23 protein-coding genes are annotated in these 26,678 nt (G+C 64.8%); 16 read left to right on the top strand and 7 right to left on the bottom strand.

What is annotated here, in order from left to right:
* Nucleotides 1-168 precede the first annotated feature (168 nt).
* The 3 genes from ybiO to hglS all read left to right on the top strand — a co-directional run bounded on the left by ybiO (nucleotide 169) and on the right by hglS (nucleotide 5,053).
* Nucleotides 169-2,556, top strand: coding sequence for a mechanosensitive channel protein (gene ybiO / locus GEV37_RS09245; protein WP_227389948.1), 2,388 nt, complete (start codon nucleotides 169-171; stop codon nucleotides 2,554-2,556).
* 145 nt (nucleotides 2,557-2,701) lie between these two features.
* Nucleotides 2,702-3,517, top strand: a complete 816-nt coding sequence (locus GEV37_RS09240; protein WP_227389947.1) for a flagellin N-terminal helical domain-containing protein — start codon at nucleotides 2,702-2,704, stop codon at nucleotides 3,515-3,517.
* Nucleotides 3,518-3,700: 183 nt separating this feature from the next.
* Entirely contained in the window at nucleotides 3,701-5,053 is a 1,353-nt protein-coding gene (gene hglS, locus GEV37_RS09235; RefSeq protein WP_227389946.1) for a 2-oxoadipate dioxygenase/decarboxylase HglS, read from the top strand.
* A gap of 81 nt (nucleotides 5,054-5,134) precedes the next feature.
* Here the strand turns inward: hglS and GEV37_RS09230 are convergent, their stop codons facing one another.
* Both GEV37_RS09230 and GEV37_RS09225 read right to left on the bottom strand, forming a co-directional pair.
* Complete coding sequence (locus GEV37_RS09230) at nucleotides 5,135-6,046, bottom strand: LysR substrate-binding domain-containing protein (protein ID WP_227389945.1); 912 nt, start codon at nucleotides 6,044-6,046, stop codon at nucleotides 5,135-5,137.
* A 139-nt stretch (nucleotides 6,047-6,185) separates the two neighbouring features.
* Nucleotides 6,186-7,739 (bottom strand): BCCT family transporter, encoded by a 1,554-nt coding sequence (locus GEV37_RS09225; protein WP_227389944.1) that lies wholly within the window; start codon nucleotides 7,737-7,739, stop codon nucleotides 6,186-6,188.
* Between the two features lie 318 nt (nucleotides 7,740-8,057).
* Here GEV37_RS09225 and GEV37_RS09220 point away from each other — a divergent pair, with 318 nt between their 5' ends.
* The 3 genes from GEV37_RS09220 to GEV37_RS09210 are packed head-to-tail and all read left to right on the top strand — an operon-like array spanning nucleotide 8,058 to nucleotide 10,652.
* A complete protein-coding gene (locus GEV37_RS09220; protein WP_227389943.1) occupies nucleotides 8,058-9,095 on the top strand; it encodes an ABC transporter substrate-binding protein in 1,038 nt (345 codons plus the stop codon).
* Entirely contained in the window at nucleotides 9,095-9,877 is a 783-nt protein-coding gene (locus GEV37_RS09215; RefSeq protein WP_227389942.1) for an ABC transporter ATP-binding protein, read from the top strand. Before GEV37_RS09220 ends, GEV37_RS09215 begins: the two co-directional genes overlap by 1 nt.
* 10 nt (nucleotides 9,878-9,887) lie before the next feature.
* Nucleotides 9,888-10,652 carry an ABC transporter permease gene (locus tag GEV37_RS09210; RefSeq protein WP_227389941.1) on the top strand — a complete coding sequence of 255 codons (765 nt, stop codon included), beginning with the start codon at nucleotides 9,888-9,890 and terminating at the stop codon, nucleotides 10,650-10,652.
* A gap of 9 nt (nucleotides 10,653-10,661) precedes the next feature.
* On the opposite strand, the gene GEV37_RS09205 is transcribed toward GEV37_RS09210, so the two are convergent.
* A complete protein-coding gene (locus GEV37_RS09205; protein WP_227390133.1) occupies nucleotides 10,662-11,348 on the bottom strand; it encodes a DUF481 domain-containing protein in 687 nt (228 codons plus the stop codon).
* Between the two features lie 196 nt (nucleotides 11,349-11,544).
* Between GEV37_RS09205 and GEV37_RS09200 the strand changes: the two genes are divergently transcribed.
* From GEV37_RS09200 to urtE, 10 genes are all read left to right on the top strand, one after another.
* Entirely contained in the window at nucleotides 11,545-13,227 is a 1,683-nt protein-coding gene (locus tag GEV37_RS09200) for an ATP-binding protein (protein WP_227389940.1), read from the top strand.
* 18 nt (nucleotides 13,228-13,245) lie between these two features.
* Nucleotides 13,246-13,965, top strand: a complete 720-nt coding sequence (locus tag GEV37_RS09195) for a response regulator (RefSeq protein WP_227389939.1) — start codon at nucleotides 13,246-13,248, stop codon at nucleotides 13,963-13,965.
* Nucleotides 13,966-14,108: 143 nt separating this feature from the next.
* Nucleotides 14,109-15,104, top strand: coding sequence for a Bug family tripartite tricarboxylate transporter substrate binding protein (locus GEV37_RS09190; RefSeq protein WP_227389938.1), 996 nt, complete (start codon nucleotides 14,109-14,111; stop codon nucleotides 15,102-15,104).
* 86 nt (nucleotides 15,105-15,190) lie between these two features.
* Nucleotides 15,191-15,673, top strand: a complete 483-nt coding sequence (locus GEV37_RS09185; protein WP_227389937.1) for a tripartite tricarboxylate transporter TctB family protein — start codon at nucleotides 15,191-15,193, stop codon at nucleotides 15,671-15,673.
* Nucleotides 15,674-15,720: 47 nt separating this feature from the next.
* Nucleotides 15,721-17,205 carry a tripartite tricarboxylate transporter permease gene (locus tag GEV37_RS09180; protein WP_227389936.1) on the top strand — a complete coding sequence of 495 codons (1,485 nt, stop codon included), beginning with the start codon at nucleotides 15,721-15,723 and terminating at the stop codon, nucleotides 17,203-17,205.
* Nucleotides 17,206-17,594: 389 nt separating this feature from the next.
* On the top strand, nucleotides 17,595-18,875 hold the full coding sequence (gene urtA / locus GEV37_RS09175; protein ID WP_227390132.1) for an urea ABC transporter substrate-binding protein: 1,281 nt from the start codon (nucleotides 17,595-17,597) through the stop codon (nucleotides 18,873-18,875).
* A gap of 75 nt (nucleotides 18,876-18,950) precedes the next feature.
* A complete protein-coding gene (gene urtB, locus GEV37_RS09170; protein WP_227389935.1) occupies nucleotides 18,951-20,558 on the top strand; it encodes an urea ABC transporter permease subunit UrtB in 1,608 nt (535 codons plus the stop codon).
* A gap of 3 nt (nucleotides 20,559-20,561) precedes the next feature.
* Nucleotides 20,562-21,698, top strand: a complete 1,137-nt coding sequence (gene urtC / locus GEV37_RS09165; protein WP_227389934.1) for an urea ABC transporter permease subunit UrtC — start codon at nucleotides 20,562-20,564, stop codon at nucleotides 21,696-21,698.
* Nucleotides 21,695-22,528 (top strand): urea ABC transporter ATP-binding protein UrtD, encoded by an 834-nt coding sequence (gene urtD, locus GEV37_RS09160; RefSeq protein WP_227389933.1) that lies wholly within the window; start codon nucleotides 21,695-21,697, stop codon nucleotides 22,526-22,528. Before urtC ends, urtD begins: the two co-directional genes overlap by 4 nt.
* Nucleotides 22,528-23,235 carry an urea ABC transporter ATP-binding subunit UrtE gene (gene urtE / locus GEV37_RS09155; protein ID WP_227389932.1) on the top strand — a complete coding sequence of 236 codons (708 nt, stop codon included), beginning with the start codon at nucleotides 22,528-22,530 and terminating at the stop codon, nucleotides 23,233-23,235. The genes urtD and urtE overlap by 1 nt, the downstream gene beginning before the upstream one ends.
* A 44-nt stretch (nucleotides 23,236-23,279) precedes the next feature.
* Here urtE and GEV37_RS16950 read toward each other — a convergent pair whose 3' ends face one another.
* The 4 genes from GEV37_RS16950 to GEV37_RS09130 are packed head-to-tail and all read right to left on the bottom strand — an operon-like array spanning nucleotide 23,280 to nucleotide 26,671.
* Nucleotides 23,280-23,858 (bottom strand): sugar O-acetyltransferase, encoded by a 579-nt coding sequence (locus tag GEV37_RS16950; protein ID WP_275951402.1) that lies wholly within the window; start codon nucleotides 23,856-23,858, stop codon nucleotides 23,280-23,282.
* A gap of 38 nt (nucleotides 23,859-23,896) precedes the next feature.
* Nucleotides 23,897-24,802 carry a metal ABC transporter permease gene (locus GEV37_RS09140; RefSeq protein WP_227389931.1) on the bottom strand — a complete coding sequence of 302 codons (906 nt, stop codon included), beginning with the start codon at nucleotides 24,800-24,802 and terminating at the stop codon, nucleotides 23,897-23,899.
* On the bottom strand, nucleotides 24,799-25,884 hold the full coding sequence (locus GEV37_RS09135) for a metal ABC transporter permease (RefSeq protein ID WP_227389930.1): 1,086 nt from the start codon (nucleotides 25,882-25,884) through the stop codon (nucleotides 24,799-24,801). Before GEV37_RS09135 ends, GEV37_RS09140 begins: the two co-directional genes overlap by 4 nt.
* Before the next feature lie 4 nt (nucleotides 25,885-25,888).
* The gene (locus tag GEV37_RS09130) at nucleotides 25,889-26,671 is read right to left on the bottom strand and encodes a metal ABC transporter ATP-binding protein (protein WP_227389929.1); all 783 of its coding nucleotides are present in this window, start codon (nucleotides 26,669-26,671) and stop codon (nucleotides 25,889-25,891) included.
* Nucleotides 26,672-26,678 lie beyond the last annotated feature (7 nt).

Raw genomic sequence — 26,678 nt, 5'->3', positions numbered from 1 at the left:
GGCGCTGCACGGTAACGATCAAAGGGGCGCCGTGTTACCCTGCGCCCTTGCGAAACCGGTCGTTGCGCGCTGCCGGTTATGCAGGATTCGCGACTCAACGCTATGATTTGTATAACGCGGTTTTGCCGTTAGTTCGACTACCCCCACCACCTAAAGGGAGATTCAGGTGTGACGCCATCACGTTCACTACCCTGGCTCGGCGTTTGGCTGCTTGCGCTGTTCGCCATGATCAGCCCGGCGCTGGCTCAAACCACGATCAGCGCCGACAGCGGCGAAACCACCGAGACCGCCGACGCTCCGCCTTCCTACGAAGCGCTGGCCGAGATTCTCGAAAACGACCAGACCCGCCAGGAGCTCATCGAGCGGCTGCGCAGCGAGGCCTCCACGCTTCCTGCGGGGCTTGAAAGCCAGCTGTCGCCGGAGGCGGCCGCCGAGGGCGGCAACCTGGCCCCGGAAGACGTATCGACGCCGCGCCAACTGGCGGAACTGACCAGTCGCGTGGTGGGGGACGTGGGTACGCAGCTCGAGCAGGCGGTGGGAATCGTAGGTGCGTTGTTCAGCGGCCAGGGCGGGGGCAACTTCGATACCGCTGCCTTCATGAGTGCGGCGATCAACCTCGGCATCGTGATCCTGGCCACCTTCGCCGTTTTCTTCGTGCTGCGCCGCCTGGCGAAGAGCCTGTTCATGAAACTCAGCACGTGGTCGCGAGCCGGTGAGCAGGTGACGTCCATCTTCCGGCTGGTGATCTGCGTGTTCTTGGCCGCAGTCGTGGACGTGGTGCTGATCGGCGCTGCCTACGTGGTGGGCAATCTGATCGCCACCTTCGCCGTGGGGGAAACTGGCGAGCTCTCGACTCGGGCATCGCTGTTCCTCAACGCCTTCTTGATCATCGAGCTGCTCAAGGCGGCCATGCGCATGCTCTTCTCATCGAGCTACGAGGGGCTTCGCCTGCTGCCGATCTCGAGCCACGAGGCCAATTACTGGAACCGCTGGATCGCCCGGCTGATCGGTATGGTCGGCTACGGGCTGATGGTGGTGGTACCGCTGGTCAACTTCTACGTGTCGCCCACCCTGGGCCAGGCCGTGGGCACGTTCATCATGGTGCTGGCGTTCGTCTACGCCGTGGGCGTGGTGCTGAAGAACCGCGTGCGCCTGCGGGACAACCTCTACGGCATGGGCAGTCGCACCACCATGACGGCGAGTCGCCTCTCGCTGCATCTGTTTGCCCGCACCTGGCACCTGTTCGCGCTGCTCTACTTCTTGATCGTGTTCGTACTGGTGCTGATTCGTCCAGGCGAGGCGCTGCCTTTCGTGCTGTTCGCCACCCTCAAGACCCTGGCGGCAGTGGTGATCGGCATCTTGCTGTCCACCTTCCTGACCCAGACCATCGGCCGGCGCATTCATCTGTCCGACGATCTGCGTCGCAAGCTTCCGATGCTCGAGCACCGGCTCAACAGCTACGTGCCCAACGCTCTGCGCGTTCTACGTACCATCATCCTGGTAGCGGTCATCATGGTGGTGCTGGACGCCTGGGGCGCGTTCAACCTGGCTACCTGGTACGCCTCCGAGCGCGGGGGGCTGATCGTGGGTCGCCTGATCAGCATCGCGGTGATTCTCATCGTGTCTTTGGGCATCTGGCTTGCCCTGGCGAGTCTGATCGAGCACAAGCTCAACCCTGAAACTGGCGGCGGCGAACCCTCCCCCCGGGCCAAGACCCTGTTGAGCCTGTTCCGCAACGCCCTGGCGATCGCCATGGTGACGATCACCGGCATGATCCTGCTGTCCGAGATCGGCATCAACATCGGCCCATTGATCGCCGGTGCCGGTGTGCTGGGTCTGGCGATCGGTTTCGGTGCCCAGAAGCTCGTCCAGGACGTGATCACCGGCGTGTTCATCCAGATCGAGAACGCCATGAACACCGGCGACGTGGTCACCGTGGGCGGCATCACCGGCACCGCCGAGCGCCTGAGCATTCGTTCGGTGGCGATTCGTGATCTCTCCGGCACCTACCACATCGTGCCGTTCTCGAGCGTGGATACCGTCTCGAACTACATGCGCGAGTACGGCAATCACGTGGGCGAGTACGGTATCGCCTACCGCGAGAGCATCGACGATGCCATCGACCAGCTGAAGCTCGCCTTCGAGGACCTCAAGGCCAGCGAAGAGCACGGCTTCAAGCTCCTGGCGGACATGACCGTGGCCGGCGTCACGGCGCTTGCCGACAGCTCGGTCAATATTCGCGTGGTGATCAAGACCACCCCGGGCGATCAGTGGGGCGTGGGCCGGGCCTTCAACCGCTTGGTCAAGATGCGCTTCGATCAGGCTGGTATCGAGATTCCGTTCCCGCACTCCACGATCTATTTCGGCCAGGACAAGTCCGGCTCCGCGCCGCCCGCAAACCTGCGCGTCATGCAGCAGGACTTCACCATCGACGGCAGCCCCGCAGGCCAGCCGAAGAAGGGGGATAGCGAGGTGGACGACCGCTTCGATCCGCGTCGCAAGCTGAGCGGGCCGGAAGTGGAAGGCCACAACCTGCCCGATGACGAGGACGTTTGACCCTCGATCGTCATCCAGCGGGGCCGCCTTCGGGCGGCCCCGCTGCGTTCGGGCGAGGAAAAGCTAATGTTGCGGCCTGGCCTGCCGATAAGCCTTTCATAAGCACTTTCCATCGACCCGATTTCAAGAGACGCGCACGACGGGCATGTTCACCCTGGCGACCAATATCTCCTCGCTTGTGGCGCAGAAGCACCTGCGCGCCAGCCAGCAGGCCATCCAGACCTCCATGCAGCGGCTTTCCTCGGGGCTGCGGATCAACAGCGCCAAGGACGACCCGGCAGGACAGGCGATCGCCAACCGCATGGGCGCGCAGATTCGCGGCATGCACCAGGCCATTCGTAACACCAACGACGGGATCTCGATGGTGCAGACCGCCGAAGGCACCCTCGACCAGATCAACGACAACCTGCAGCGCATCCGCGAGCTCACCGTGCAGGCGGGCAACGGCACCTACAACGCCCAGGACCTGCGCTCGATCCAGGACGAGATCGACCAGCGCCTGGAGGAGATCGACCGTCTCGCCGGGCAGAGCAATTTCAACGGCGTGGGGTTGATGGAGGAGAAAACCCTCAGCATCCAGGTCGGCGCCAACAGCGGCGACACCATCGGCGTGCGCCTTGCCGCCATGAACGTTGACGCGCTGGGGCTGACCGGCTTCAACGTGCTCGACGGTGAGGCGACCGTAAAACCCACCGATCTGCTCGACGGGGCCATCGGCACTCTCGACCGCCAGCGAAGCTATCTTGGCGCGGTGCAGAACCGCTTCGAGAGCGTGATCAGCGGGCTGGAAAACGGTATCGTCAATCTTTCCGCCGCCCAGTCGCGCATCCAGGACACCGACTACGCCCGGGAAGTCTCCAACCTGATTCGCGCTCAGATCCTCCAGCAGGCGGGCATGGCGATCCTCGCCCAGGCCAACCAGCAGCCGAATCTCATCCTGCGGCTTCTCGACGGCCTTTAGCGCGCCGCCCTCGATTCATTCCAGGCCAGCCTTTTCACGCGTCGTCCGGCGGTCCAAAGGGCTTGACCGTGTGCTTGCATTCCTTATCGGAATGCGTTGAGCGTTTTTTTTCGTTTGTGCTGCCCGCATCCGATTGGTTTGATAGCGTCATTCACCCGAACAACGAAGCACCGTGAGGATGCCATGACGACCTATCTTTCGACCGACGACGTACGCGACCGCTTCTCCAAGGCCATGTCGGCCATGTATCAGGAGGAGGTGCCGCAGTACACCACGCTTCTGGACCTGGTGGCCGAGGTCAACCGGGAGACGCTGGCCGCGCAGCCCGAGCTTGCCCGGCGCCTGGAGGCCCAGAGCGAGCTTTCGCGGCTGAGCGTCGAGCGCCACGGCGCGATTCGCGTCGGTACCGCCGAGGAGCTCGCCATGCTGCGCCGGCTGTTCGCGGTCATGGGCATGTACCCGGTGGGCTACTACGATCTCTCGGAAGCGGGCGTGCCGGTGCACTCCACGGCGTTTCGACCCATCGACGATGACGCGCTGGCCAGAAATCCCTTCCGTGTCTTTACCTCACTCTTGCGTCTCGAGCTGATCGAGGATGCGGCGCTGCGCGACCGCGCCGCCGAGATCCTCGCCCGACGCGACATCTTCACCCAAGGTGCGCGGGAGCTGATCGAGTGCCACGAGTCCCAGGGTGGGCTCGACGCCGAACAGGCAAACGCTTTCGTCAAGGAGGCGCTGGAGACCTTCCGCTGGCACCGCGAGGCCACCGTCGATCATGCCACCTACCAGGCGCTGCACGACGAACACCGATTGATCGCCGACGTGGTCTGCTTTCGCGGTCCGCACATCAACCACCTGACCCCGCGCACTCTGGACATCGACGAGGTACAGCGGCGCATGCCGGCGGTGGGAATCAACCCGAAAGCCGTGATCGAAGGACCGCCGCGCCGCGAATGCCCCATCCTGCTGCGCCAGACCAGCTTCAAGGCGCTGGAGGAGACCATCCGCTTCGCCGGCGAGCACGAAGGCACTCACACCGCACGCTTCGGCGAGATCGAGCAGCGCGGCGTGGCGCTGACGCCCAAGGGCCGGGCGCTCTACGACCGGCTGCTGACGAAGGCGCGCCAGCAAAGCGACGGCAAGGAGAACGATGCCCACCAGCAGGTGATGGCAAAGGTCTTCAGCGACTTTCCGGACGACGACGCGGGCCTTCGCCGCGAAGCGCTGGCCTTCTTCCACTACCACCTGACCGAACAGGGGCGTGGCTACCGAGGCGAGGAGCGTGATCTGGAGAGGCTGATCGAGCAGGGCGTGGTCGAGGCGCACCCGATCACTTACGAGGATTTCCTGCCCGTCAGCGCCGCCGGTATCTTCCAGTCGAACCTCGGCGGCGAGGCGAGCGGCGCCTACGCCGGCAACGCCAACCGCGAGACCTTCGAGGCCGCGCTCGGCGCCCCGGTCACCGATGAGCTCGCACTCTATGCCGAGCGTGAGCAGGCCTCCCGGCGCCAGGTGCTGGAAAGCCTCGACAACTGATCGACCCGGTCCCGCCCGACTCGGGGCGGGACTCCCCCGCGTGACTCTCCCTTCTCCCCGCTTCTTGTGGCGTTGCACGGCTTACTCGGCGAGCTCGCTCCGGGTGATCTCGGCGCAGACGACGATGTGGTCGACGAAGCGGCGCACGTTGGCAAGCTCCCCCAGATGCTCCGGGTAGACCAGGTAGTAGGCGCTGGCGCTTTGAAAGCGATAGGGCCAGGCGATCGCCAACTGTCCGGCGGCGAGCTCCTCGTCCACGGTGAAGCGCGGCACCAGCGCCACGCCGCCGCCGGCCATGGCCGTGCGTACCAGCATGGGGAACGTCTCGAAGCGGGTGCCGTGATAGCTGCGGTCGGTGGCGATGCCCTGGTCGGCAAACCAGTGATGCCAGGCATCCGGGCGGGTCGACAGATGCAAGAGCGCAAGCTCGGCAAGCTGTGAAGCGCTCTGCACCGGATGATGGGCCAACAGCGACGGCGCGGCGACGGCCACCATGCGCTCGTCGAACAGCTTGTGGCAGGCCAGGTCCGGCCAGCTGCCGTGACCGTAGAAGAACGCGATGTCGATGTCCTGCTGCTCGAGGTCGAAATCCTCCACCCGGTCGTGGAACTCGAGGCTGATGCCCGGGTGTGCGGCCAGGAAGGCGGGCAGCTTGCTGGCCAGCCAACGGCTGCCGAAGCTCGGCAGGGTAGCCACCTTGAGCACCTCGCTGTTGCCGCTGTAGGTCATGATCGCCTGGGTCGACATGTCGAGCTGGGTGAGCACCTTGCGCACGTCGCTCAGGAAGATCGCGCCTTCCGGCGTCAACAGCAGGCTGCGCCGCACTCGGCGAAACAGCTTGTGCTGCAGCGAGGACTCGAGCTGGGCGACCTGCTTGCTGACCGCGCTCTGGGTCAGGTTCAGCTCATCCGCGGCGCGGGTGAAGCTCATGTGGCGCGCAGCCGCTTCGAAGCACTGCATTGCGGTGGTAGACGGAAGATTGCGAGAAAACACGCGTGGGGCTCCTGATGACCGATCCACCCTCCCGGCGGCGGGACCGGGAGGATAGCTCAAAGCCGCCGTGCCTGCGATCTCGACACCCCCCCGGGCCAGTGCCCTGACCATCGAGGGGGGCGGCGCGTGCGCGCCGCGCTCAGTCGATGATTCCCTGCTCGCGGGCCATCGCGTAGGCCGCCTGCGGGCCGTTCCACAGCGACGGCAGCAGAAACAGCGAGACCGGTACGGCGGTGATCACGATGAACTGCTGGAGCGCGGCGATCTGGCCTTCGCGCATGGCCAGCAGCACCGCCGCCATGACGGCCATGATGATGCCCCAGAAGGCGCGCATGAACGCGCTCGGCTTGTCGTGGCCAGCGCCGACCATGGCGATGGAGTAGCTCATGGAGTCCCCGGTGGTGGCCACGAAGATGGTGGTCAGCAACAGGATCGCCAGGGCCATCCAGTTGCCGCCGGGCAGCGCCTGGGCGACCGACAGGGTGGCGATGTCGAACTGGAAGTTGGTCAGCGCCTCGGTCAGTTCGACGGCGCCGGTCAGCTGGTAGTAGATCCCCGAGCCGCCGAGCAGGGTGAACCATACCGTGGTGGCGATGGGCGCCATGACGGCGACGGCCAGGATCATCTCGCGGATGGTGCGCCCGCGCGAGATGCGCGCCACGAAGATCGCCATCAAGGGGGCGAAGGCGATGAACCAGGCGTAGAAGAACACGATCCACCACTGCATCCACTCTGCCGGGGCGGTCTCGGCGGTCAGGGTGACCATCTTGAAGAAATCGCCCAGGTAGGTACCCATGCCACTGAAGTAGCTGTTGAACAGAAACAGCGTCGGGCCGAACAGAAAGATGATGCCGCCGATGGCCAGCGCCAGTATCACGTTGACGCGGCTCAGAAACTGCATGCCTTTCTGGACACCGCTCACCGACGAGAGCACGTACACTGCGCCCAGCACGACCAGTACGGCGAGCTTGGTGAAGAAGTTGTTGGGCAGGCCGAACAGGTCGTGCAGGCCGAAGCTCACCTGGGTGGCCAGAAAGTCCACCGGGCCGACGGTGCCCGCCACCACGGCGATCACGCAGCAGGCGTCGATCAACCCGCCGAGCGGGCCGCGCAAGAGCCGCTCACCGAAGACCGGGTAGAGCAGCGTGCGCGGCTGCAGCGGCTGGCCCTTCACGTAGTGGGCGTGGGCCATCACCACGGCGGTGAGCGAGCCCAGTATCGCCCAGCCGACGAACCCCCAGTGGGTGAACGACTGCGCCAGCGCTCCGGGCACCGCGGCGGGAACGCCAGGGTCGGTATCGAAGGCCGGCGGTACGTTGACGAAGTGGTAGATCGGCTCGCCAGCGGCGAAGAACACCCCGCCGCCAGCCAGCAGCGTGCACAGGATGATCGAGATCCACTTGAACGTGCTCAATTCTGGTGCATCGAGATTGCCGATCTTGGCCTTGCCGGCAGGCGTCAGGGCGAGCCCGATGGCGATGAAGAAGGTCACCAGCATCAAGAACTGGAAGTAGGTACCGAAGTTCAGCGCACTCCAGGCGAAGCCCTGGCTGATGGCGTTGGCGAGGAAGTCCAGATCGAAGATCGAAAGCGCGAGGAAGAGGAGAATAAAGCCGATGCTTAGGATGAGTACGATGGGATCGCCTAGCGCATGACGCGGTCGGCTTTCGGCATCTAAGGCCGGTTGTTTCATCAAGAAGAACACCTTTGGTGGGACGAGAGGAAGCAGCGTGATTGCGTATAGCGTAGGCAATAAGTAGATAAAAAAAAGCGCCATTGGGGAAATGGCGCGAGGACAGGAAACAGCCGTCAGTATAGCGGCGCCATAGACCAAAGTCTAATACGTTTTACATTGGTGCGAAAAGATTGCCTTCTGCACCAAAAGCGAGCATACGCAACGCGACAAGAAGCAAGGCGCGTAGCGCAAGTCGCTGATAAAGAATGACATACTGGTTTCTGGCCGCGTTGATGCAGTAGGTGGGCAACGCTTATTGTATACAAGGTGCTCCTCATGTCCCTGTTCTCTGCTTCCTGGCGCGTGGCGCTTCTCACCTCGCTTGGTCTGGCATTCGCTTCCGCGCAGGCCCTGGGCGACACGCCAATCCGCTTTCAGCTCGACTGGCGCTTCGAGGGCCCCGCCGCGCCGTTCTTGATGGCCAAGGAGAAGGGCTACTTCGCCGACGAGGGGCTGGATGTCCAGATCGACTCCGGCAGCGGCTCCGCCGGGGCGATCAACCGGGTTGCTTCCGGCGCCTACGAGATGGGCTTTGGTGACCTGAACGCGGTGGTGGAGTTTCTGGCCGAGAACCCGGACGGCCCCGGCGTCAGCGGCGTCTACGTGCTTTACGACGGGACGCCGGCGGCGGTGCTCGCCCGCAAGGATCGCGGCATCGAGACCCCGGCGGATCTCGTCGGCAAGCGCATCGCCGCGCCCGCCTTCGATACCGGCTACCGCGCCTGGGCAGCCTTCGCCGCCGCCAACGGCCTCGAGGCCGATGCGGTGGCGTGGCAGAACGTCGACCCGACCCTGCGCGAGACGCTGCTGGCGCGCGGCGACGTGGATGCCATCACCGGCTTCTCCTTCACCAGTCTGCTCAACCTCGAGGAGCGTGGCCTGGGCGAGGAGGCGTTGACCATCATGGCGTTCCCGGATTTCGGCGTACCGCTCTACGGCAACGCCATCATCGCAAGCGACGCCTTCGCCGAGGCGCACCCGGAAGCCGTGGAGGGCTTCTTGCGTGCCTTCGACCGCGCCCTGGCGGATACCTTCGCCGACCCGGAGGCGGCGGTGGCCTTCGTGGCCCAGCGTGACGGCTTGATCGACACGGAGATGGAGACGCGCCGCCTGAAACTCGCCCTCGAAAGCGTGGTGAACACGCCCTACACCCGCGAGCACGGTGTCGGCGGGGTGGACGAGGCGCGCCTCGAGCAGGCGATTGCCCTGGTGGCGGACGTCTTCGAGCTGCCCACGGTGCCGTCGGCCGAGCAGGTGTTCACCGCGCGGTTTCTGCCGCCGGTGGAGGAGCGCCTGTTGCCGGTGACGCCGTGATGGCCTCGGCCTTTGTCGATTTCGAGGCGGTCGCGCTCTCCTACGATGGCCAGGACAACGCCATCGAAGGTATCGACCTGTCGATCGCGGAAGGGGAGTTCGTGGCCTTCGTGGGGCCGTCGGGCTGCGGCAAGTCCACCTTCATGAAGCTCTGCACCGGGCTTCACGCGCCCACCACGGGTCGGGTGCGGGTGGATGGTGAGCCGGTGAATGGCCCGTTGAAGATCACCGGCATGGCGTTTCAGAACGCCAACCTGCTGCCCTGGCGCACCGTGCTCGACAACGTCCTCTTGCCGCTGGAGATCGTCGAGCCCTACCGGCGCCAGTTTCGCCGCCGCCGCGAGGAGTTCGCGGGCTGGGCGCGAGCGCTCTTGAACACCGTCGGGCTTGCCGACTACGCGGACAAGTACCCCTGGCAGCTCTCCGGCGGCATGCAGCAGCGCGCCTCGATCTGTCGGGCGCTGATTCACCGCCCAAGGCTTCTGATGCTCGACGAGCCCTTCGGAGCGCTTGATGCCTTCACCCGGGAGGAGCTCTGGTGCGTGCTGCGCGATCTGTGGCAGGCGCAGCGCTTCACCGTGGTGCTGGTGACCCACGACCTGCGCGAGGCGGCGTTTCTCGCCGATACCGTCTACGTGATGAGCGCCCGCCCCGGGCGGGTGATCGAGAAGCGCGAGATCGCGCTGCCGCGCCCGCGCTCGATCGAGTCCACCTACGAAAAAACCTTCATCGATCTGGTGCATGCGTTACGCAGCCGGATCGGCGACGTGCGCGAAAGCTAAAAGGTTTGCCATGAAACCACCGAGTAAAACCCTCGAGCGCCTCGCGCCCTGGATCGCTGTGGCGGCGCTGGTGATGATCTGGGAGGCGACGGTGCGGCTGTTCGACGTGCCAAGCTTCATCTTTCCCAGCGCTCTGGAGACGCTCCAGGCGCTCATCACCTACGCCGGGCCCATCGGGCGTCACTCCTGGCAGACCTTCTGGACCACGCTGATCGGCTTTGGCCTCGGGGTGGCGGTGGGGCTGGTGCTGGGCTTGATCATCGGCTCGTCGCGCTTTCTCTACAACGCCTGCTACCCGCTGCTGGTCGGCTTCAACGCCATTCCCAAGGTCGCCTTCGTGCCGATCCTGGTGGTGTGGTTCGGCATCGGTTCGGTGCCGGCGATACTGACGGCGTTTCTGATCTGCTTTTTCCCCATCGTGGTCAACGTGGCCACGGGACTTGCCACTCTCGAGCCGGAAATGGAGGATGTGCTGCGCGTGCTCGGCGCGCGGCGCCTGGACGTGCTGTTGAAGGTGGGCCTGCCGCGCTCGCTGCCCTACTTCTTCGCCTCGCTCAAGATCGCGATCACGCTGGCCTTCGTGGGCACCGTGGTGTCGGAAACCGTGGCATCGAACCAGGGCATCGGCTACCTGATGATGAGCGCGGGCTCGCAGATGCGCATGGGGCTGGTGTTCGCCGGACTGATCGTGATCAGCGCCATGGCCATGGTGATGTACGAGTGCTTCTCGTGGCTCGAGAAGCGCATGACCGGCTGGGCGCATCGCGGGCGGTAGGCGGGCAGGCTACCAGCGGTAGAGCAGCGAAGCGCTGGTGGTGGTATCGGTGCGCTCGCTGGCGTCGTCCGGCGGCTGGGAGTTCTGCTTGATCTCGTGGGACAAGCGTAGCGAGATGCGCGAGCTGATCCGGGCGGTCAGCGCCGTCAGCGAGCGGGAGGTGGTGTTATCGCTGGTGTACTCGAGCGACATCTCCTGTTCGAAGTCGGCGACGTCCGAGATGCTGTAGCGATAGGCCAGCGCGCTGTAGGCCACGGCCAGCTGCTCGTTGTCGTCGTCGCGCAGCCGGTCGTTGCGATAGCCCGGCCCCGCCTCCAGCGACAGCGCCTGGAGGTCGCTGTCGATCAACTGGCGGCCATAGCCGCCGATCACCGAGAGCTGCTGGTCGTAGCCGGCGAAACGATCCTTCTCCCAGCGCGCGAAACCGAACAGGTAATGAGGGCCGCTGAAGTCGAAGCGCTCACGACCGGCAATCAGATACTGCTCGGCGCTGGTCTCGCTATCCTTGGTGACGTTTCGGACCTCGCCGCGCAGCGAGTGGGTGATGTCCCCGGTCAGCCAGGTGAGCCGTGTCTTGCCGATCAGCGTCTGGCTGTTGGTGTTGCCGGACAGGGACGTGAAGCCGAGCTCGGCATCACCGGTGAAACGCGGCGAGCCGTCGTCCGGCGGCGGCGGCGCGTAGAACGGATTCGCCATCGCCGCGCCGGCCAGCAACGGCCCGCCGATCAATACACTGGCTCGCAAAAAAGTCAGCACGTTACTCCTTTCTACTGGCAACGAGAGGGAAAAGGCGAGTCGTCCGCCGTCTTCGACGGCGCGTTCAAGGCTCGATAGGTTACCGTGGCTTGGGCCCGCGTGCCATAATGACGCCACCGCGCACGTCGAGTTCCTTATGACCCCTTCCCGGTTCCCATCGCTTTCCGACCTGCCGCTTGGTCAGCGCCCGCGCGCCAAGCGCCGCTGGTACAAGCGCAGCTTTCGTCTGCAGGTCATGCTGCTGGTGGGCTTTCTGCTGGCCACGATGCTGCTCGCCCAGGGGGCCTACCTCAATCACCGCAAGGCCGACATCGTCAGCGAGCAGATGGGCGAGCGGGCGCTGGCCGTGGCCAAGAGCGTGGCGGGCATGCCGAGCATCGTCGCCGCCTTCGAAACCGACGACCCCGCGCGCATCATCCAGCCGCTGGCGGAGCGGGTGCGCCAGGAGACCGGCGCCCGCTACGTGGTGGTCGGCAACGCCCAGTCGATTCGCTACTCCCACCCGGTGGCCGAGCGTCTGGGCGAGCGCATGGTCGGCGGCGACAACGAGCAGGCGCTGATCCACGGCCAATCCTACGTCTCCCGGGCCACCGGGACGCTCGGCACCGCCATGCGCGGCAAGACGCCGATCTGGGACGAGGAGGGCAACGTCATCGGCCTGGTATCGGTGGGCTTTCTGGCCGACCGGGTGGCCTCGGATGCGGCGCGCTACACGCTTTTGGGCTGGTCGCTGGTAGGCTTGATGATCGTGCTCGGCTTTGCCGGGGCGTACTGGCTCTCCCAGCACCTCAAACGGGTGATCCTGGGCCTCGAGCCCTACGAGATCGCGCGGCTGGCCATGGAGAAGGAGGCGATCCTCCAGTCCATCCACGAGGGGATTCTTGCGGTCAACCGCGAAGGCCAGATCACCCTGGTCAACCAGCAGGCGCGCCGTTTCATGGGCGTGCCCGACGACCACGTGCTGCTCGGCCAGCCGATCCGCGAGGTGGTGCCCAACTCGCGGCTTCTGGAGGTATTGAAGCGCGGCGAGCAGGAGTTCGACCAGCAGATGTGGCTCGGCGATCACCCGGTGGTGGTCAACCGCGTGCCGATCGTCGACGAGGGCGAGATCGAAGGGGCGGTGGCCACCTTCAGAAGCCGCCGGGAGATCATCGACCTGTCCGAGGCGCTCACCCAGGCGAGCCGCGACGTCGACATGCTGCGCGCCCAGGCCCACGAGTTCTCCAACAAGCTCTACACCATCTCCGGGCTCTTGCAGCTTGGGCGCGTCGAAGAGGCGCTCAAGCTGATCCACCAGGAGAGCGAGCGGGCGCAACAGCAGATGAGCTTTCTGATGAGCCGCGTGGCGGACACCGTGCTCAGCGGAACGCTTCTGGGCAAGCTGACCCGGGCACGGGAGCTCGGCGTCACGCTCGAGATCGACGAGCACAGCTTGCTATCGAAACCGCTGACCCCGAGCGGCCAGGAGGTGATGATGAGCGTGGTGGGCAATCTGCTGGACAACGCCTGCTTCGCCGCGCGCAGCGGCCCCAATGCCCAGAGCGCCAAGGTGCGGCTGTTTTTCACCGACCTGGGCGAGCAGGTGCTGGTCGAGGTCGAGGACAACGGCGCCGGGGTGGCGCCGGAGCACGCCGAAGCGATCTTCACCGAAGGCTTCTCGACCAAGCGCGGCAAGCACCAGGGTCTGGGGCTGGCGCTGGTCAGCCGGCTTTGCCAGCAGCACGGCGGGGCCGTGACGCTCGAGGAGAGCGAACTCGGCGGGGCGTGCTTCACCGCCGTGCTGGACGCGCTTTCCAGCAAGCCCGCGCCGGCTCTATAACAATCACAAGGAGTCTTCATGAGCGCGACGCACTACGGCATTCTGATCGTCGAGGACGACTTTCGCATCGCCGATATCCACAAGGCGTTCATCGAGCGCAGCGATGGCTTTCGCGTGGTGGGCGTGGCCCACAACGCCGCCGAGGCCCGGGCATTGATGGCCGCGCACCACACAAGCGTCGATCTGGTGCTGCTCGACGCCTTTCTGCCCGATGTCGAAGGGCTGGAGCTTCTATGGGCGCTGCGTCAGCGCTATACCCGAGTGGACATCGTCATGGTCACCGCCGCCAAGGAGGTCGAGACCATCTCCGAGGCACTGCGCGGCGGCGTGTTCGACTACCTGATCAAGCCCATCGAGGCCGAGCGAATGAATCGCATGCTCACCCGCTTTCGCCACGAGCGCGAAGCGATGGCCAACCGCGACGAGATGAGCCAGGAGGAGCTCGACCAGATGCTGGCAAGACTCTCTCCCGGCGCCGCCCCGGCCACAAGCGGTGCCGGCACGGCCGGCCTGCCCAAGGGCATCGACCGGCTCACCTTGAACCGGGTGGAGCAGGCGCTGCGCGCCGAGCACGCCTCGCAGACTGCCATGCAGGTGGCCCGTGCCATGGGCGCGAGCCGCTCGACGGCGCGGCGTTATCTCGAGTTCCTGGTCGCCGAGCAGCGCGTGGTCGCCGAGCTCGGCTACGGCGACGTGGGCCGCCCGGAGCGGCGCTACCGGCTGATCGAGCCTGACTGAGCGCGCCATGAACAAAATGAACACAATGCCCATAAAGAATTTTTTGCCGTTTATAACCACAAGCTTGTTTGCCGTGGCCCCGGTCTTCTAACGTGCGCGGCGTAAGACGATATAACAACACGCATAAATACGTGGAGACGCCAATGAAGACTTCCCTGAAACGCCTCACTCTGCTGGCCCTGCCCGCTGCATTGCTCGTGGGCGCTACTGCCAGTGCCCAGGCGCAAGAGTGGGCACCCACCAAGTCGATCGAATTTGTTGCGCCGGCCAACCCCGGCGGCGGCTGGGACACCTTGGTTCGCACCGTATCCCGCGTACTGCAGGAAGAAGGCCTGGCGGAGCGCAATTTCGCCGCGATCAACGTGCCCGGCGGCGGCGGCGCGGTCGCCTGGGCGCAGATCGCCCGGGATAACGGCAACCCCCACAAGCTCTTCGCCACCAGCCCGCCGATCATCCTGGTACCGCTGTCCGGCGCCTCGCGCTATGATCACACCGATTTCACGCCGATCGCGCGTCTGATCACCGACTACTCGATCATTCTGGTGTCCGCGGACTCCGAGTACGAGACCCTGAACGACCTGTTCGACGCGCTCAAGGAAAACCCCAACCTTAGCGTTGGCGGCGGAAGCGCTCCGGGTTCCATGGATCACATCTCCATGGCCGGCGCGGCGGCGGCGGCGGGTCTCGAGGCCGCCAGCGTCAACTACGTACCCTTCTCCGGCGGCGGCGATGCCATGACCAACCTGATGGGCGGCCATATCGAAGCGGTCATCACCGGTGCCGGTGAGTCCGTCGGCCAACTGGGCGAAGGCAGCCAGCTGCGCGCGCTCGGGGTGTCCGCGCCAGAGCGTCTGGGCGGGGGGCTGGAAGACGTGCCCACCTACCAGGAGCAGGGGATCGACTACACCTTCGATATCTGGCGTGGCGTAATGGGCACGCCGGACATGCCTGCCGAGGCGGTGGCCTACTACGAAGACCTCTTCGCCGAAATGCTCGAGACCGATGGCTGGCAGCGCGCTCGCGACCAGTTGGGCTGGATCGACGCCTACCAGGACAGCGAAGCGTTCGGCGACTTCCTCGACGCTCAGCAAGAACAGTTCAGCAGCGTGCTGGGCGACCTGGGCCTTCTGCGCCAGTAACAAAGCACTAGAACGACACGCCCGGCGTCGCTGTCGCCGGGCGTTTGTGCATGCTTGCCTCACGGCATGTCTATCGGAGAACCTCCATGACTCGACTCAATACCAATCAGTGGCTGGCGCTGGTGCTTGCCCTGGTGGCGGCGGCCTATATCGCCATGGCCTGGCAGATCGCCACATTCCCGCTGCCGCGCCCGGTGGATTCGGACCTCTTTCCCAAGGTGCTGGGCTTTGCGCTGCTGATTCTGTCCGCTTTTCTGTTCTTCGAGCCGCCAGCACCACTGGCCGGGGCCGACACCATCGACCCGGACGCGCCGCGCGGGCCACTACTATCCACTCCCTGGGCGCGGGTGATCGTTACCGTCGTGGCCGTGGCCGCCTATGCACTCTTGCTGGTGCCGTTGGGATTCGTGCTCGCCTCCATGCTCTTGTGCGTGGGTCTGACGGTGTATTACGGATATCGTCGCCACTCCGTCACCCTGGCGGTGACCCTCGGTGTGGTGCTGGGGCTCTATCTGATGATGACCCGCGTGATGGACGTCTACCTGCCCACCGGCGTGCTGCCGTTCTAGGCCCTGCCTGAACGCCGCCTTCGATCCTGTTTTAGAGAGACACGCCCATGGATGCTCTGAACAATCTCATGTATGGCTTCAGCATTGCGCTCGAGCCAATCAACATCGCCTACGTCTTCGCCGGCGTGTTCGCCGGTACCATCATCGGCATGTTGCCGGGCCTTGGCCCGATCAGCGCCTTGGCGCTGATGATTCCCATCACCTTCTCGATGGAGCCTTCCTCGGGACTGATCCTGATGGCCGGCGTCTACTACGGCGCTATCTTCGGCGGCTCCACCTCGTCGATCCTTCTGAACGCACCGGGGGTGGCGGGCACTGTTGCCACCTCCTTCGACGGTTACCCGATGGCGAAGAAGGGCCAGGCCGGCAAGGCCCTGGCCATCGCCGCCTATGCCTCCTTCATCGGCGGCACCGTGTCCGTGGTCTTCTTGATGCTGGTAGCACCGCTTCTGTCCAAGGTGGCGGTGAGCTTCGGGCCGGCGGAGTACTTCGCCCTGATGGTGCTAGGCCTGACCGCGGTGGTGTCGTTATCGGACAAGTCGCTGGTCAAGGGGCTGATCGCCGCCGTGATCGGGGTAATGATCTCGATCGTCGGCATCGATATGCAGACCGGCACCGAGCGCTTCACCTTCGGCTCGATCAACCTGCTCGACGGCATCGATTTCCTGGTGGTGGCGCTGGGTATCTTTGCCCTCGCCGAAGTGTTCTACATGCTGCTGCGCGGCGGTGACAGCAAGGAGGGGCCGCGCAACGCCATCGGCTCGCTCAAGCTGACCCGCTCTGAAGTGGGTGAGATCGCAGGCCCCGTGAGCAGAGGCTCGGTGCTCGGTTTCTTCACCGGCGTACTGCCCGGTGCTGGCGCCACGATCGGCTCGTTTCTGGGCTACAGCATGGAGAAGAAGATCGCGAAGGACGGCGATACCTTCGGCCAGGGCAACATCAAGGGCGTGGCCGCTCCGGAAGCCGCCAACAACGCTGCCTGCACCGGCTCGTTCGTGCCGCTTCTGACCCTCGGCGTACCGGGTTCCGGTACCACTGCGGTGCTGCTCGGGGCGCTGCTGGTCATGGGCGTCAACCCCGGGCCGATGATGCTCGAACAGCGCCCGGACGTGTTCTGGGGCGTGGTGGCGAGCATGTACATCGGCAACATCTTTCTGCTGGTGCTGAACCTGCCGCTGATCCCTTTTATTGCCAAGATCCTCGACATGCCCAAGGCACTGCTGCTGTCGCTGATCCTGATCTTCTGCATGATCGGCGTCTACGGCATGAGCTTCAGCGTGTTCGACCTGTTGCTGCTGCTCGGCTTCGGCGTCCTGGGTCTCGGCATGCGCCTGTTCGGCTTCCCGGCAGCCCCCCTGATCCTGGCCTTGATTCTCGGCAACATCATGGAAGAGTCCATGCGCCGGGCGCTGCAGATCTCCGGCGGCGACTGGATGACCTTCATCGACAAGCCCATTTCCTTGTCGCTGCTCGTCATCGCCGCGCTGTCGCTGACGCTGCCGCTGATCAAGAAGCGTCGCCGCAAGGCCTGATCGCGCAGCGACGTCTTTTTACCAAGCGCCCTGCGGGGCGCTTTTTTAGTTTCAGGCGTTGGCGAACGCTTTTGGTGCGCCCTTTCATTTTGGTGCGTTGACAGCGTGCACGTTGGGCGGCGTTTTGGTCCAGCATAGTGCAGCCAAACATCGAAACGACAATGTGAGTGTTTCCAACCGATTGATTAGAAAGGAGTGAGTCGGCAAGGCTTCAGCTTGGCGCATCCCTTGCAAGAGCTCTGGGCGATGCTTTCGCGCGCCGGTAATCGACCGGTTCGCCGCTCAAACAACGAGCCCTTCGAAAAGGGTGCAAGGAGATCCAAGTGGCCATTCCAACGCACAACCCGCTTTCTCGCCGTTTCGTCACCTCCCTTCTCGCCGCCGCCGTGATGGGCGTGGGTACCCAGGCCGTCGCCCAGGAGAGCGATGATCCGATCAAGGTCGGTATCCTGCACTCGCTCTCCGGCACCATGGCGATCAGCGAGTCGACGCTCAAGGACACCGTCGAGATGCTTATCGCGCAGCAGAACGAGGCCGGGGGCTTGCTCGGGCGTCAGCTCGAAGCCGTGGTAGTCGACCCGGCCTCCAACTGGCCGCTGTTCGCCGAGCGCGCCCGCGAGCTGCTCGCCCAGGAGGAAGTGGACGTGGTGTTCGGCAACTGGACCTCCGTGTCGCGCAAGGCGGTGCTGCCAGTGTTCGAGGAACTCAACGGCCTGCTCTTCTACCCGGTGCAGTACGAAGGCGAGGAGTCTTCCGAGAACGTCTTCTACACCGGGGCGGCACCCAACCAGCAGGCGATTCCCGCCGTCGACTACCTGATCAATGAAGTCGGCATCGAGCGCTTCGCGCTGGTCGGCACCGACTACGTCTATCCGCGCACCACCAACCGTATCCTCGAGGCCTATCTACAGGAAGAGCACGGCATCGATGAGGCGGACATCATGGTCAACTACACGCCTTTCGGCCATTCGGACTGGCAGAACATCGTCTCCGAGATTCGCCGCTTCGGCGAAGAGGGCAAGCCCACCGCGGTCGTCTCGACCGTCAACGGCGACGCCAACGTGCCGTTCTACCGCGAGCTCGCCAACCAGGGCATCGACGCTGCGGACATTCCGGTCATCGCCTTCTCCGTGGGCGAGCAGGAGCTTTCCGGCATCGACACCGGCCCGCTGGTCGGCCACCTGGCGGCCTGGAACTACTTCATGAGCGTGGACACCGACGAGAACTATGACTTCATCGATGCCTGGCTAGACTGGACCGGCGACGAGGAGGCAGTGACCAATGACCCGATGGAGGCCCATTACATCGGCTTCAACATGTGGGCGGAAGCGGTGCGCAAGGCGGGCACCACGGACGTCGACGCGGTGAAGGATGCGATCATCGGCGTGACCGTGCCGAACCTTTCCGGCGGCTATGCGGCCATGATGCCCAACCACCACATCACCAAGCCAGTGCTGATCGGCGAAGTGCAGGACAACGGCCAGTTCGACATCGTCTGGCAGACGCCCTCCACCGTGGCCGGTGACGCCTGGTCCGACTTCCTGCCGGGGTCTCGCGACCTGATCGCGGACTGGCGCAAGCCCATGGAGTGCGGCAACTTCAACGTCGTCAACGGTTCGTGCGGTGGCAGCACCGCGGTAGAAGAAGCCGAAGCGGCACTCGCCGAGTAACGCCCCAACCCCTTGCCGCCGCCCGGCGGCAAGGGAGCACGCTGTCTCTTCACCTCTTTTCGAAGGAACAACCCCATGAGGCGCTTCCTTTCCAAGGCATTCGTGTGCGCGCTCCTGCTGGGCCTGCTGCCCGCAGCACTAGCCCAGACCGACGCTCCGCCGACCGATGATGCGGGCTATCGATTGCTCGAAACCCTGGACGTCGACTCCTACCGCGCCAAGGGCGAAGCGATCACTGCCATCCTGCAGAGCGACGACGAGCGCGCCCGCGAGTGGCTGCAGGCGCTGCTCGACGGCCGCCTGCAGCGCACGGACGACGGGCGCTTCGTGGTCGTGCTGAACAATACCGGGCGCGACTGGCCCGTCGAGGATGCGCTCAGCGGCGAGCCGCTGGGCGAACTATCGCGCCGCGAGCTCGACCGTATCGGCATCAACAATGCGCTGCGCAACCAGCTGAGAAGTGCCATCGCCGTGGTTGATCTCTACTCCCCCAACGTCGAGCGCCGGCGCAGCTCCGCCGACCGCCTCCTGGGTGAGGTGGACGACGAGCTTTTCGAGACCCTGACGCCGGTGATCGAGGAGGCTGAGGACGACTACGTGCGCCGGCGCCTGGCGCAAGCAGTGGCCATCCATCAGGCAGAAAACGGTGAGATGGAAGGCGTCGAGGCGCTGGCCGGAAGCCTCCACCCGCGCGCCCGGGTGGCACTCAACCGCGCCACCCATGCCGACGACCCGGCGGTGGCGGACGCCGCTCGCGCGGCGCTTGCAAGCGTCGAGCAGAACCTGAAGATCAACCGCGGCGTCGAGACGCTCTACTTCGGCCTGAGTCTTGGCTCCGTACTGGTGCTGGCGGCGATCGGGCTGGCCATCACCTTCGGCGTGATGGGCGTGATCAACATGGCCCACGGCGAGCTGATGATGCTCGGCGCCTACACCACCTGGATGATGCAGCAGCTGTTGCCCGGCCAGCCCGGCCTTGCGCTGCTGCTCTCGATCCCGGCGGGCTTTGTGGTGGCGGCCCTGGCCGGTATCGCCATCGAGCGCAGCGTGATTCAGTTTCTCAAGGGGCGCCCGCTGGAGACGCTGCTGGCCACCTTCGGCATCAGCCTGATCCTGCAGCAGCTGGTGCGCACGGTGATCTCGCCGCTCAACCGCACGGTGGTGACACCGGAGTGGATGAGCGGGTCACTCATCATCAACGACGCGCTGTCGCTGACGCTCAACCGTCTCTACGTGATGGGCTTTGCGCTTTTCGTGTTCGCGGCGCTGATGCTGGTCATGCGCCGCACGCGCCTGGGGCTGGAGGTGCGCGCGGTGACGCAGAACCGCGCCATGGCGCGCTCGATGGGCATTCGCGCCACCCGCGTGGATATTCTCACTTTCGCGCTGGGCTCGGGAGTCGCCGGGCTTGCCGGCGTGGCGCTCTCCCAGCTCACCAACGTCGGTCCGAACCTGGGCCAGAACTACATCATCGATTCGTTCATGGTGGTGGTGTTCGGCGGCGTGGGCAATCTGTGGGGCACACTCGTGGCGGGGCTGTCGCTGGGTGTGATCAACCAGGTGCTCGAGCCCTGGGCGGGGGCGGTGCTGGCCAAGATCATCGTGCTGGTGTTCATCATCCTGTTCATTCAAAAGCGCCCGCGGGGACTCTTCCCGCAGAAGGGCCGCGCGGCGGAGGGCTAACCGATGACATCATCGCATTCGACTCGTTTCTGGCTGCTGCGCCCCTTCGGCGAGCGCACCACTCAGCTCTTTCTCGGCGTGCTGCTGGCCGCGTTGGCGCTGGTCACCGTGCTGCACGTGGCGCTGCCTCAGGGCCATGCGCTGCACGTGAACGCTTACACCGTGAACCTGTTCGGCAAGTACTTGAGCTATGCGCTGCTCGCCGTGGCGGTGGATCTGGTATGGGGGTATCTGGGCATTCTGAGCCTCGGGCACGGGGCCTTTTTCGCCCTCGGCGGCTACGCCATGGGCATGTACCTGATGCGTCAGATCGGCGATCGCGGTACCTACGGCCACCCGGTGCTGCCGGACTTCATGGTGTTTCTCAACTGGGAAAGCCTGCCCTGGTACTGGCAAGGTTTCGACATGGCCTGGTTTGCGTTTGCCATGGTACTGCTGGCGCCGGGGCTTCTAGCGCTGGTGTTCGGCTTTCTGGCGTTTCGCTCGCGGGTGACCGGGGTGTATCTCTCGATCATCACCCAGGCGCTGACGTTTGCCCTGATGCTGGCGTTCTTTCGTAACGAGATGGGCTTTGGCGGCAACAACGGCCTCACCGACTTCCGCGAGATTCTCGGCTTCAACCTGCGCAGCAGTGACACGCGCCTTGGGCTCTTTCTGGCGTCCGGCGTGGCGTTGGCGCTGGGCTACCTGCTGTGCCGGGCGATCGTGACCAGCAAGCTTGGCCGGGTGTGCGTGGCCACCCGCGATGCCGAGGCACGTACGCGCTTTCTCGGCTACCGGGTCGAGCGCTTCCAGCTCTTCGTTTTCGTGGTCTCGGCGATGCTGGCCGGGGTTGCCGGGGCGCTCTACGTGCCGCAAGTGGGTATCATCAACCCGAGCGAGTTCTCGCCGCTGTTTTCCATCGAGATCGTGCTGTGGGTGGCACTCGGTGGGCGGGCGACGCTCTATGGCGCGGTGATCGGCGCGATTCTGGTCAACTACGCCAAGACCGTGTTCACCGGCGTGATGCCGGACGCTTGGCTCTTCGCCCTCGGCGGGCTGTTCGTGCTGGTCACGGTACTTTTGCCCAAAGGCGTGGCGGGGCTCTTCGCTCACCTGCGCCGGCGCCATGTCACTCAACCACAGGAGGCGAGCGCATGAGCTTCTTGCAAGAGATCAAGAGCCGCGACCGGGTGTTCGACTTTCTCGCCCCTCAGAGCTCTCGGGTGGATGTGCGCCACGGCCCGATCCTCTACCTGGAAGACGTGAGCGTCAGCTTCGACGGCTTCAAGGCGATCAACAAGCTTAACCTGACCATCGACGACGGTGAGCTTCGTTGCATCATCGGCCCCAACGGCGCGGGCAAGACCACCATGATGGACATCATCACCGGCAAGACCCGTCCCAATGAGGGCAGCGTCTGGTTCGGCAGCCGTCACAACCTCTTGCACATGAACGAGCCGGAGATCGCAAGCCTCGGCATCGGGCGCAAGTTCCAGAAACCCACGGTGTTCGAAGCGCTCAGCGTGTTCGAGAACCTGGAGCTTGCCATGGCGGCGGACAAGCGCATTCTGGCCACCCTCACCGCGCGCATGACCGGCGAGATCCAGGATCATATCGATGAGGTGCTGGTGCTCATCGGTCTGACGGCGCTGCGGCATCGACCCGCGGGCATTCTCTCCCACGGCCAGAAACAGTGGCTCGAGATCGGCATGCTGCTCATGCAGCGTCCGCGCCTGTTGTTGGTGGACGAGCCCGTGGCCGGCATGACCGAACAGGAAATGGAGCGCACCGCCGAGCTTCTGACGAGCCTTGCCGGCCAGCAGTCGGTGGTGGTGGTGGAGCATGACATGGGCTTCGTGCGCTCCATCGCGCGCAAGGTGACGGTGCTCCACCAGGGAAGCGTATTGGCGGAGGGCAGTATGGATCAGGTATCGAACGACCCGAAGGTGATCGAGGTGTACCTGGGCGCGGACGAGGAGGTGGCCTGATGCTCGCAATTGACAAGCTCAACCAGTTCTACGGCGAAAGCCACACCCTGTGGGATCTGGATCTTGAGGTGCCAAAGGGCCAGTGCACCTGCGTGATGGGCAGAAACGGCGTGGGCAAGACCACGCTGATGAAGGCGATCATGGGGGAGGTAGCGGTGAAAAGCGGCGCGCTCCGATTCCAGGCGGAAAATGGCGAGGTCGAGCTGACCAAAAAGGCGATCGAGGCGCGCTCGCGCTTAGGGATAGGTTTCGTGCCACAGGGTCGCCAGATCTTTCCACTGCTCACGGTGGAGGAGAACCTGCGCACGGGCCTGGCCGCCCGCAGCGACGGCCTGAAGCGAATTCCCGAGCGCATTTATGAGCTCTTCCCGGTGCTCAAGGAGATGAAGTACCGCCGGGGCGGGGATCTCTCCGGTGGCCAGCAGCAGCAGCTCGCCATCGGGCGTGCCTTGGTAATCGAGCCCAAACTCTTGATTCTCGACGAGCCCGGCGAAGGCATCCAGCCCAATATCGTGGCGCAAATCGGCCAGGTCATCCGCCAGCTGATCGAAGAGGACGGCCTGACGGTACTGCTGGTCGAGCAGAAACTGCCCTTTGCTAGAAAATACGCCGACCGCTTCGTGATCATGGACCGCGGCCGTCCGGTGGCGAAAGGTGAAATCAGCGAGCTATCTCAGGAGCTGATCAAGACTCACCTGACGGTGTGAGTTATCCACACCGGGTTCGACACCGGCAGACTCGCTCAGCGGGTTCAGGGCAAACGACGAATCACCCGCGCCGGGTTGCCGACGGCCACCACGTTGGCGGGAATGTCCCGGGTCACCACGGCGCCGGCGCCGATCACGCTGTTCTCGCCGATGGTGACACCGGCCAGCACGATCACCCCACCCCCCAGCCACACGTTGTCGTGAATGACGATGGGAGCGCCGGCTTCGAGCTTCTGGCGGCGCGCCTCGGCATCGAGCGGGTGGGTCGGGGTCAGAAGCTGCACGTTGGGGCCGATCTGGACGTCGCGACCGACCGTGATGGGGGCCACGTCCAGCGCCATCAGCCCGAAGTTGGCGAAGGAGCCTTCACCGAAACTGATGTGGTAGCCGTAGTCGACATACAGCGGCGGGCGGATGTGGGCGGTGTCGCCGAATCGCTTGAACAAGCCTTTCAAGACGGCGTGAGCGGCGTTCACGTCGTGTTCGTAGTGCCGGGCGAACTCGGCCATGGCCCGTTTGGCGAGCTCGGACTCCCGGGCGAGCTCCGGGTCATCGGCGGTGTAGAGGTCGCCGGCGAGCATTCTCTGCTTTTGCGAACGGCGGTCGGACGGATTCTGGCTCATGACACTCTCCCTGCGCGTCGGCGGGTTTCTCCAGGTGTTTATATCTTGGCGGCCGGCGCCAAACGGCGGCGACGCAGCCGCCGCGCAATCACGCCGTAGCGCGGCCCGCCCAGAAAGGCGAGGATCAGGAAAACCCCGGTCATCACCGCCATCATGCCGCCGATCGAGACGTTGAAGTGTACGGCGAGATAGTAGCCCAGAACGCTCGAGGCGATCGAGATCAGCGCGCCGATGACGAACATCATCCACAGCCGGTCAGTGAGCAGGTACGCCGCCGATGCCGGCACGATGGCGAAGGCGATGAACAGCACCGCGCCGACAGCGTCGAACGCCGCCACGGCGGTGGAGCTGGTGAGCATCAAAAGCCCATAGAAGAGCAGGGTGGGCATGAAGCCGAAGGCCTTGGCCAGCGCCGGGTCGAAGGTGGCGAGCTTGAGCTCCTTGTAGAACAGCCCGATGAACGCGTAGTTGATCAGCGTCATTGCGCTCATCGTCACCAGCGCCTGGGGAATCGGCAGGCCGAAGAGCTCCACGGTGTCGAGCCAGACGAAGCCGATCTCGCCCAGCAGCACCGTGTGGGTGTCGATATGCACGTCGTGGGCGTAGATATTGAGCAATAGCACCCCCACCGAGAACAGCGCCGGGAAGACCAGCCCGATGGCGGCGTCCTGCTTCACTCGCTTGGTGCCGGCGAGCGCTTCGGTGAGAAAGACCGTCAGAAGCCCGGTCAAGGCGGCGCCGATGAGCTGCACCGGCCCGCTCTGCTGGCCGGTCAGGATCCACACGATGACAATGCCGAAGACGATCGAATGGCTGATCGCATCCGACAGCATGCTGTTGCCGCGCAGCACCAGAAAGGTGCCCACCGCCGAAGAGGCGATGCCGACCATGGCACCGACCAGGATGATCGGCAGCGCCGTGGCGTTCAAGAGCTCCTCGATCATGGCGTGGCCTCCTCGAAAGCGGCAACGACCTGACGGGCGCGGGCGCGCCCGGCGTCGGTGAGCGTCACGCCGGCGGTGTCTTCAGTGCGGGCGAGATAGCCCTTGCGCGCCAGCCGCGACAGCGTGCGCCGGGCGCCCAGCGTGGTTCGGGGCGGTGTCTCGGGGTGCCTGTAGAGCGCATAGAGAAGCTGCCGCGACTGCAGGTCGGCTTTCTGGCGGTAGTGTTTAACGATGCCCCACAAAAGCCCGCGCCCCGGCGCCAGTGCCAGCGACACCAGCACGATGGCGGTAGCGGTCAGCACGATCAATGGGCCAGTGGCGAGCCCGCGCGAGAGCGTGCTGATGCTCGCGCCGGTCACGCCGCTGGCGATACCCACCGCCGCGGCGATCACCAGCATGCCGCCCAAGTGGCGGCTCCACTGGCGTGCCGCCGCCGCCGGGGCGACGATCATCGCCGCCATCAGCACCACCCCGACCATCTGCAAACCGACCACGACCGCCAGCGTGACCATGGCGGTCAGTGCAGCCTCGATGGCGGCAGCGGGCATGCCGAGCGTGCGGGCGTACTCGGCGTCGAAGGTCACCAGCTTGGCCTGTTTCCAGAACGCGGCGAGCAGCGTGAGGGTGGCCAGCGTGATCGCCCCCATCACCCATAGATCCGAACGCAGCGTGGCAGCCGCCTGACCGAACAGGAAGGCCTCGAGCCCGCCCTGGGCGGCGTTGCGGGTGCCCTGAATATAGGTGAGCAGCACGATGCCGACGGCGAAGAAAAGACTCAGACATATGCCCAGCCCGGCGTCGGTTTTCAGCCGGCTTTTACGCGTGAGCAGCAGCATCAAAAGCGCGGCCAGCGTACCGGTGACCAGCGAACCGATGATGATGCCACCCAGATCGCGACTGCCGGTGATGATGAAACTCAGGCAGATGCCGGGAAGTGCCGCGTGGGAAATGGCGTCGCCCAGAAGGCTCTGGCGGCGCAGCACCGCAAAGCAGCCCAGCGGCCCGCTGATCAGGCCCAGGAGTGCTGCGCCGATCACCACGTTCTGGAAGGTGTAGTCCGATAGAAGCTCGTGCCAGGCCATGGCGTCACGTCACCTTCGAGGCGGGAAACATCAGCGAGTCGTGATCGCCGAGCAGGGCGATCTGGCCGCCGTAGGCCTTGCGCAGGTGGTCGATCTTGAAGACGTCCTGAGCGTTGCCTGCAGCGATCACGCGCACGTTGAGAAGCAGCAGCCAGTCGAAGTAAGTGCTCACCGTCTGCAGGTCGTGGTGGACCACGATCACGGTCTTGCCCTGATCGCGCAGGCGGCGCAGGATCTCGATGATCGCCCGCTCCGTGGTGGCATCCACCCCGGCCATGGGCTCGTCGAGAAAGTAGACGTCCGCCTGCTGGACCAGGGCGCGTGCCAGAAACACCCGCTGCTGCTGGCCGCCGGAGAGCTGGCTGATCTGGCGCTCGGCGAAGTCGGTCATGCCGACCATCGCAAGCGCCTCCATGGCCTCGCGGCGTTCGCGTCGGCCCGGGCGGCGGAACCAGCCCAGGCGCCCATAGAGGCCCATCATCACCACGTCGAGCGCCGTGGTGGGAAAGTCCCAGTCCACGCTCGAGCGCTGAGGCACGTAGCCCACCCGCTTGCGCTGGGAGGCGTAGGACTTGCCGTGCACCCGCACTTCGCCGGAGAGCGACGGCACCAGCTCCAAAAGGCTCTTGATCAGCGTGCTCTTGCCCGCCCCGTTGGGGCCGACGATGCCCGCCATGACGCCGGCGGGAATATCGAGCTCGATATCCCACAGCACGGGCTGATTGTGATAACTCACGGTCAGGTTGTGGATGCTGAGCGCCGGCTCGGCGTTACCGGGTGGTGCCATCAAGAGT

Source organism: Vreelandella malpeensis (assembly GCF_020622355.1).
In the GTDB taxonomy this organism is placed as follows: Bacteria; Pseudomonadota; Gammaproteobacteria; order Pseudomonadales; family Halomonadaceae; genus Vreelandella; species Vreelandella malpeensis.
Note: the sequence above shows the minus strand (reverse complement) of the source record. Positions and strands in the feature narration are given on the sequence as shown.

Excerpts from the sequence above, each read along its gene's own strand:
- urtD (WP_227389933.1), top strand. The coding sequence starts at position 21,695 with ATGAGCTTCTTGCAAGAGATCAAGAGCCGCGACCGGGTGTTCGACTTT.
- GEV37_RS09210 (WP_227389941.1), top strand. The coding sequence starts at position 9,888 with ATGAAACCACCGAGTAAAACCCTCGAGCGCCTCGCGCCCTGGATCGCT.
- urtC (WP_227389934.1), top strand. The coding sequence starts at position 20,562 with ATGACATCATCGCATTCGACTCGTTTCTGGCTGCTGCGCCCCTTCGGC.
- GEV37_RS09200 (WP_227389940.1), top strand. The coding sequence starts at position 11,545 with ATGACCCCTTCCCGGTTCCCATCGCTTTCCGACCTGCCGCTTGGTCAG.
- GEV37_RS09220 (WP_227389943.1), top strand. The coding sequence starts at position 8,058 with ATGTCCCTGTTCTCTGCTTCCTGGCGCGTGGCGCTTCTCACCTCGCTT.
- GEV37_RS09180 (WP_227389936.1), top strand. The coding sequence starts at position 15,721 with ATGGATGCTCTGAACAATCTCATGTATGGCTTCAGCATTGCGCTCGAG.
- urtB (WP_227389935.1), top strand. The coding sequence starts at position 18,951 with ATGAGGCGCTTCCTTTCCAAGGCATTCGTGTGCGCGCTCCTGCTGGGC.
- GEV37_RS16950 (WP_275951402.1), bottom strand. The coding sequence starts at position 23,858 with ATGAGCCAGAATCCGTCCGACCGCCGTTCGCAAAAGCAGAGAATGCTC.
- GEV37_RS09240 (WP_227389947.1), top strand. The coding sequence starts at position 2,702 with ATGTTCACCCTGGCGACCAATATCTCCTCGCTTGTGGCGCAGAAGCAC.
- GEV37_RS09190 (WP_227389938.1), top strand. The coding sequence starts at position 14,109 with ATGAAGACTTCCCTGAAACGCCTCACTCTGCTGGCCCTGCCCGCTGCA.
- GEV37_RS09135 (WP_227389930.1), bottom strand. The coding sequence starts at position 25,884 with ATGGCCTGGCACGAGCTTCTATCGGACTACACCTTCCAGAACGTGGTG.
- GEV37_RS09130 (WP_227389929.1), bottom strand. The coding sequence starts at position 26,671 with ATGGCACCACCCGGTAACGCCGAGCCGGCGCTCAGCATCCACAACCTG.
- urtE (WP_227389932.1), top strand. The coding sequence starts at position 22,528 with ATGCTCGCAATTGACAAGCTCAACCAGTTCTACGGCGAAAGCCACACC.
- GEV37_RS09215 (WP_227389942.1), top strand. The coding sequence starts at position 9,095 with ATGGCCTCGGCCTTTGTCGATTTCGAGGCGGTCGCGCTCTCCTACGAT.
- GEV37_RS09140 (WP_227389931.1), bottom strand. The coding sequence starts at position 24,802 with ATGATCGAGGAGCTCTTGAACGCCACGGCGCTGCCGATCATCCTGGTC.
- hglS (WP_227389946.1), top strand. The coding sequence starts at position 3,701 with ATGACGACCTATCTTTCGACCGACGACGTACGCGACCGCTTCTCCAAG.
- GEV37_RS09205 (WP_227390133.1), bottom strand. The coding sequence starts at position 11,348 with ATGGCGAATCCGTTCTACGCGCCGCCGCCGCCGGACGACGGCTCGCCG.
- GEV37_RS09225 (WP_227389944.1), bottom strand. The coding sequence starts at position 7,739 with ATGAAACAACCGGCCTTAGATGCCGAAAGCCGACCGCGTCATGCGCTA.
- GEV37_RS09195 (WP_227389939.1), top strand. The coding sequence starts at position 13,246 with ATGAGCGCGACGCACTACGGCATTCTGATCGTCGAGGACGACTTTCGC.
- urtA (WP_227390132.1), top strand. The coding sequence starts at position 17,595 with ATGGGCGTGGGTACCCAGGCCGTCGCCCAGGAGAGCGATGATCCGATC.
- GEV37_RS09185 (WP_227389937.1), top strand. The coding sequence starts at position 15,191 with ATGACTCGACTCAATACCAATCAGTGGCTGGCGCTGGTGCTTGCCCTG.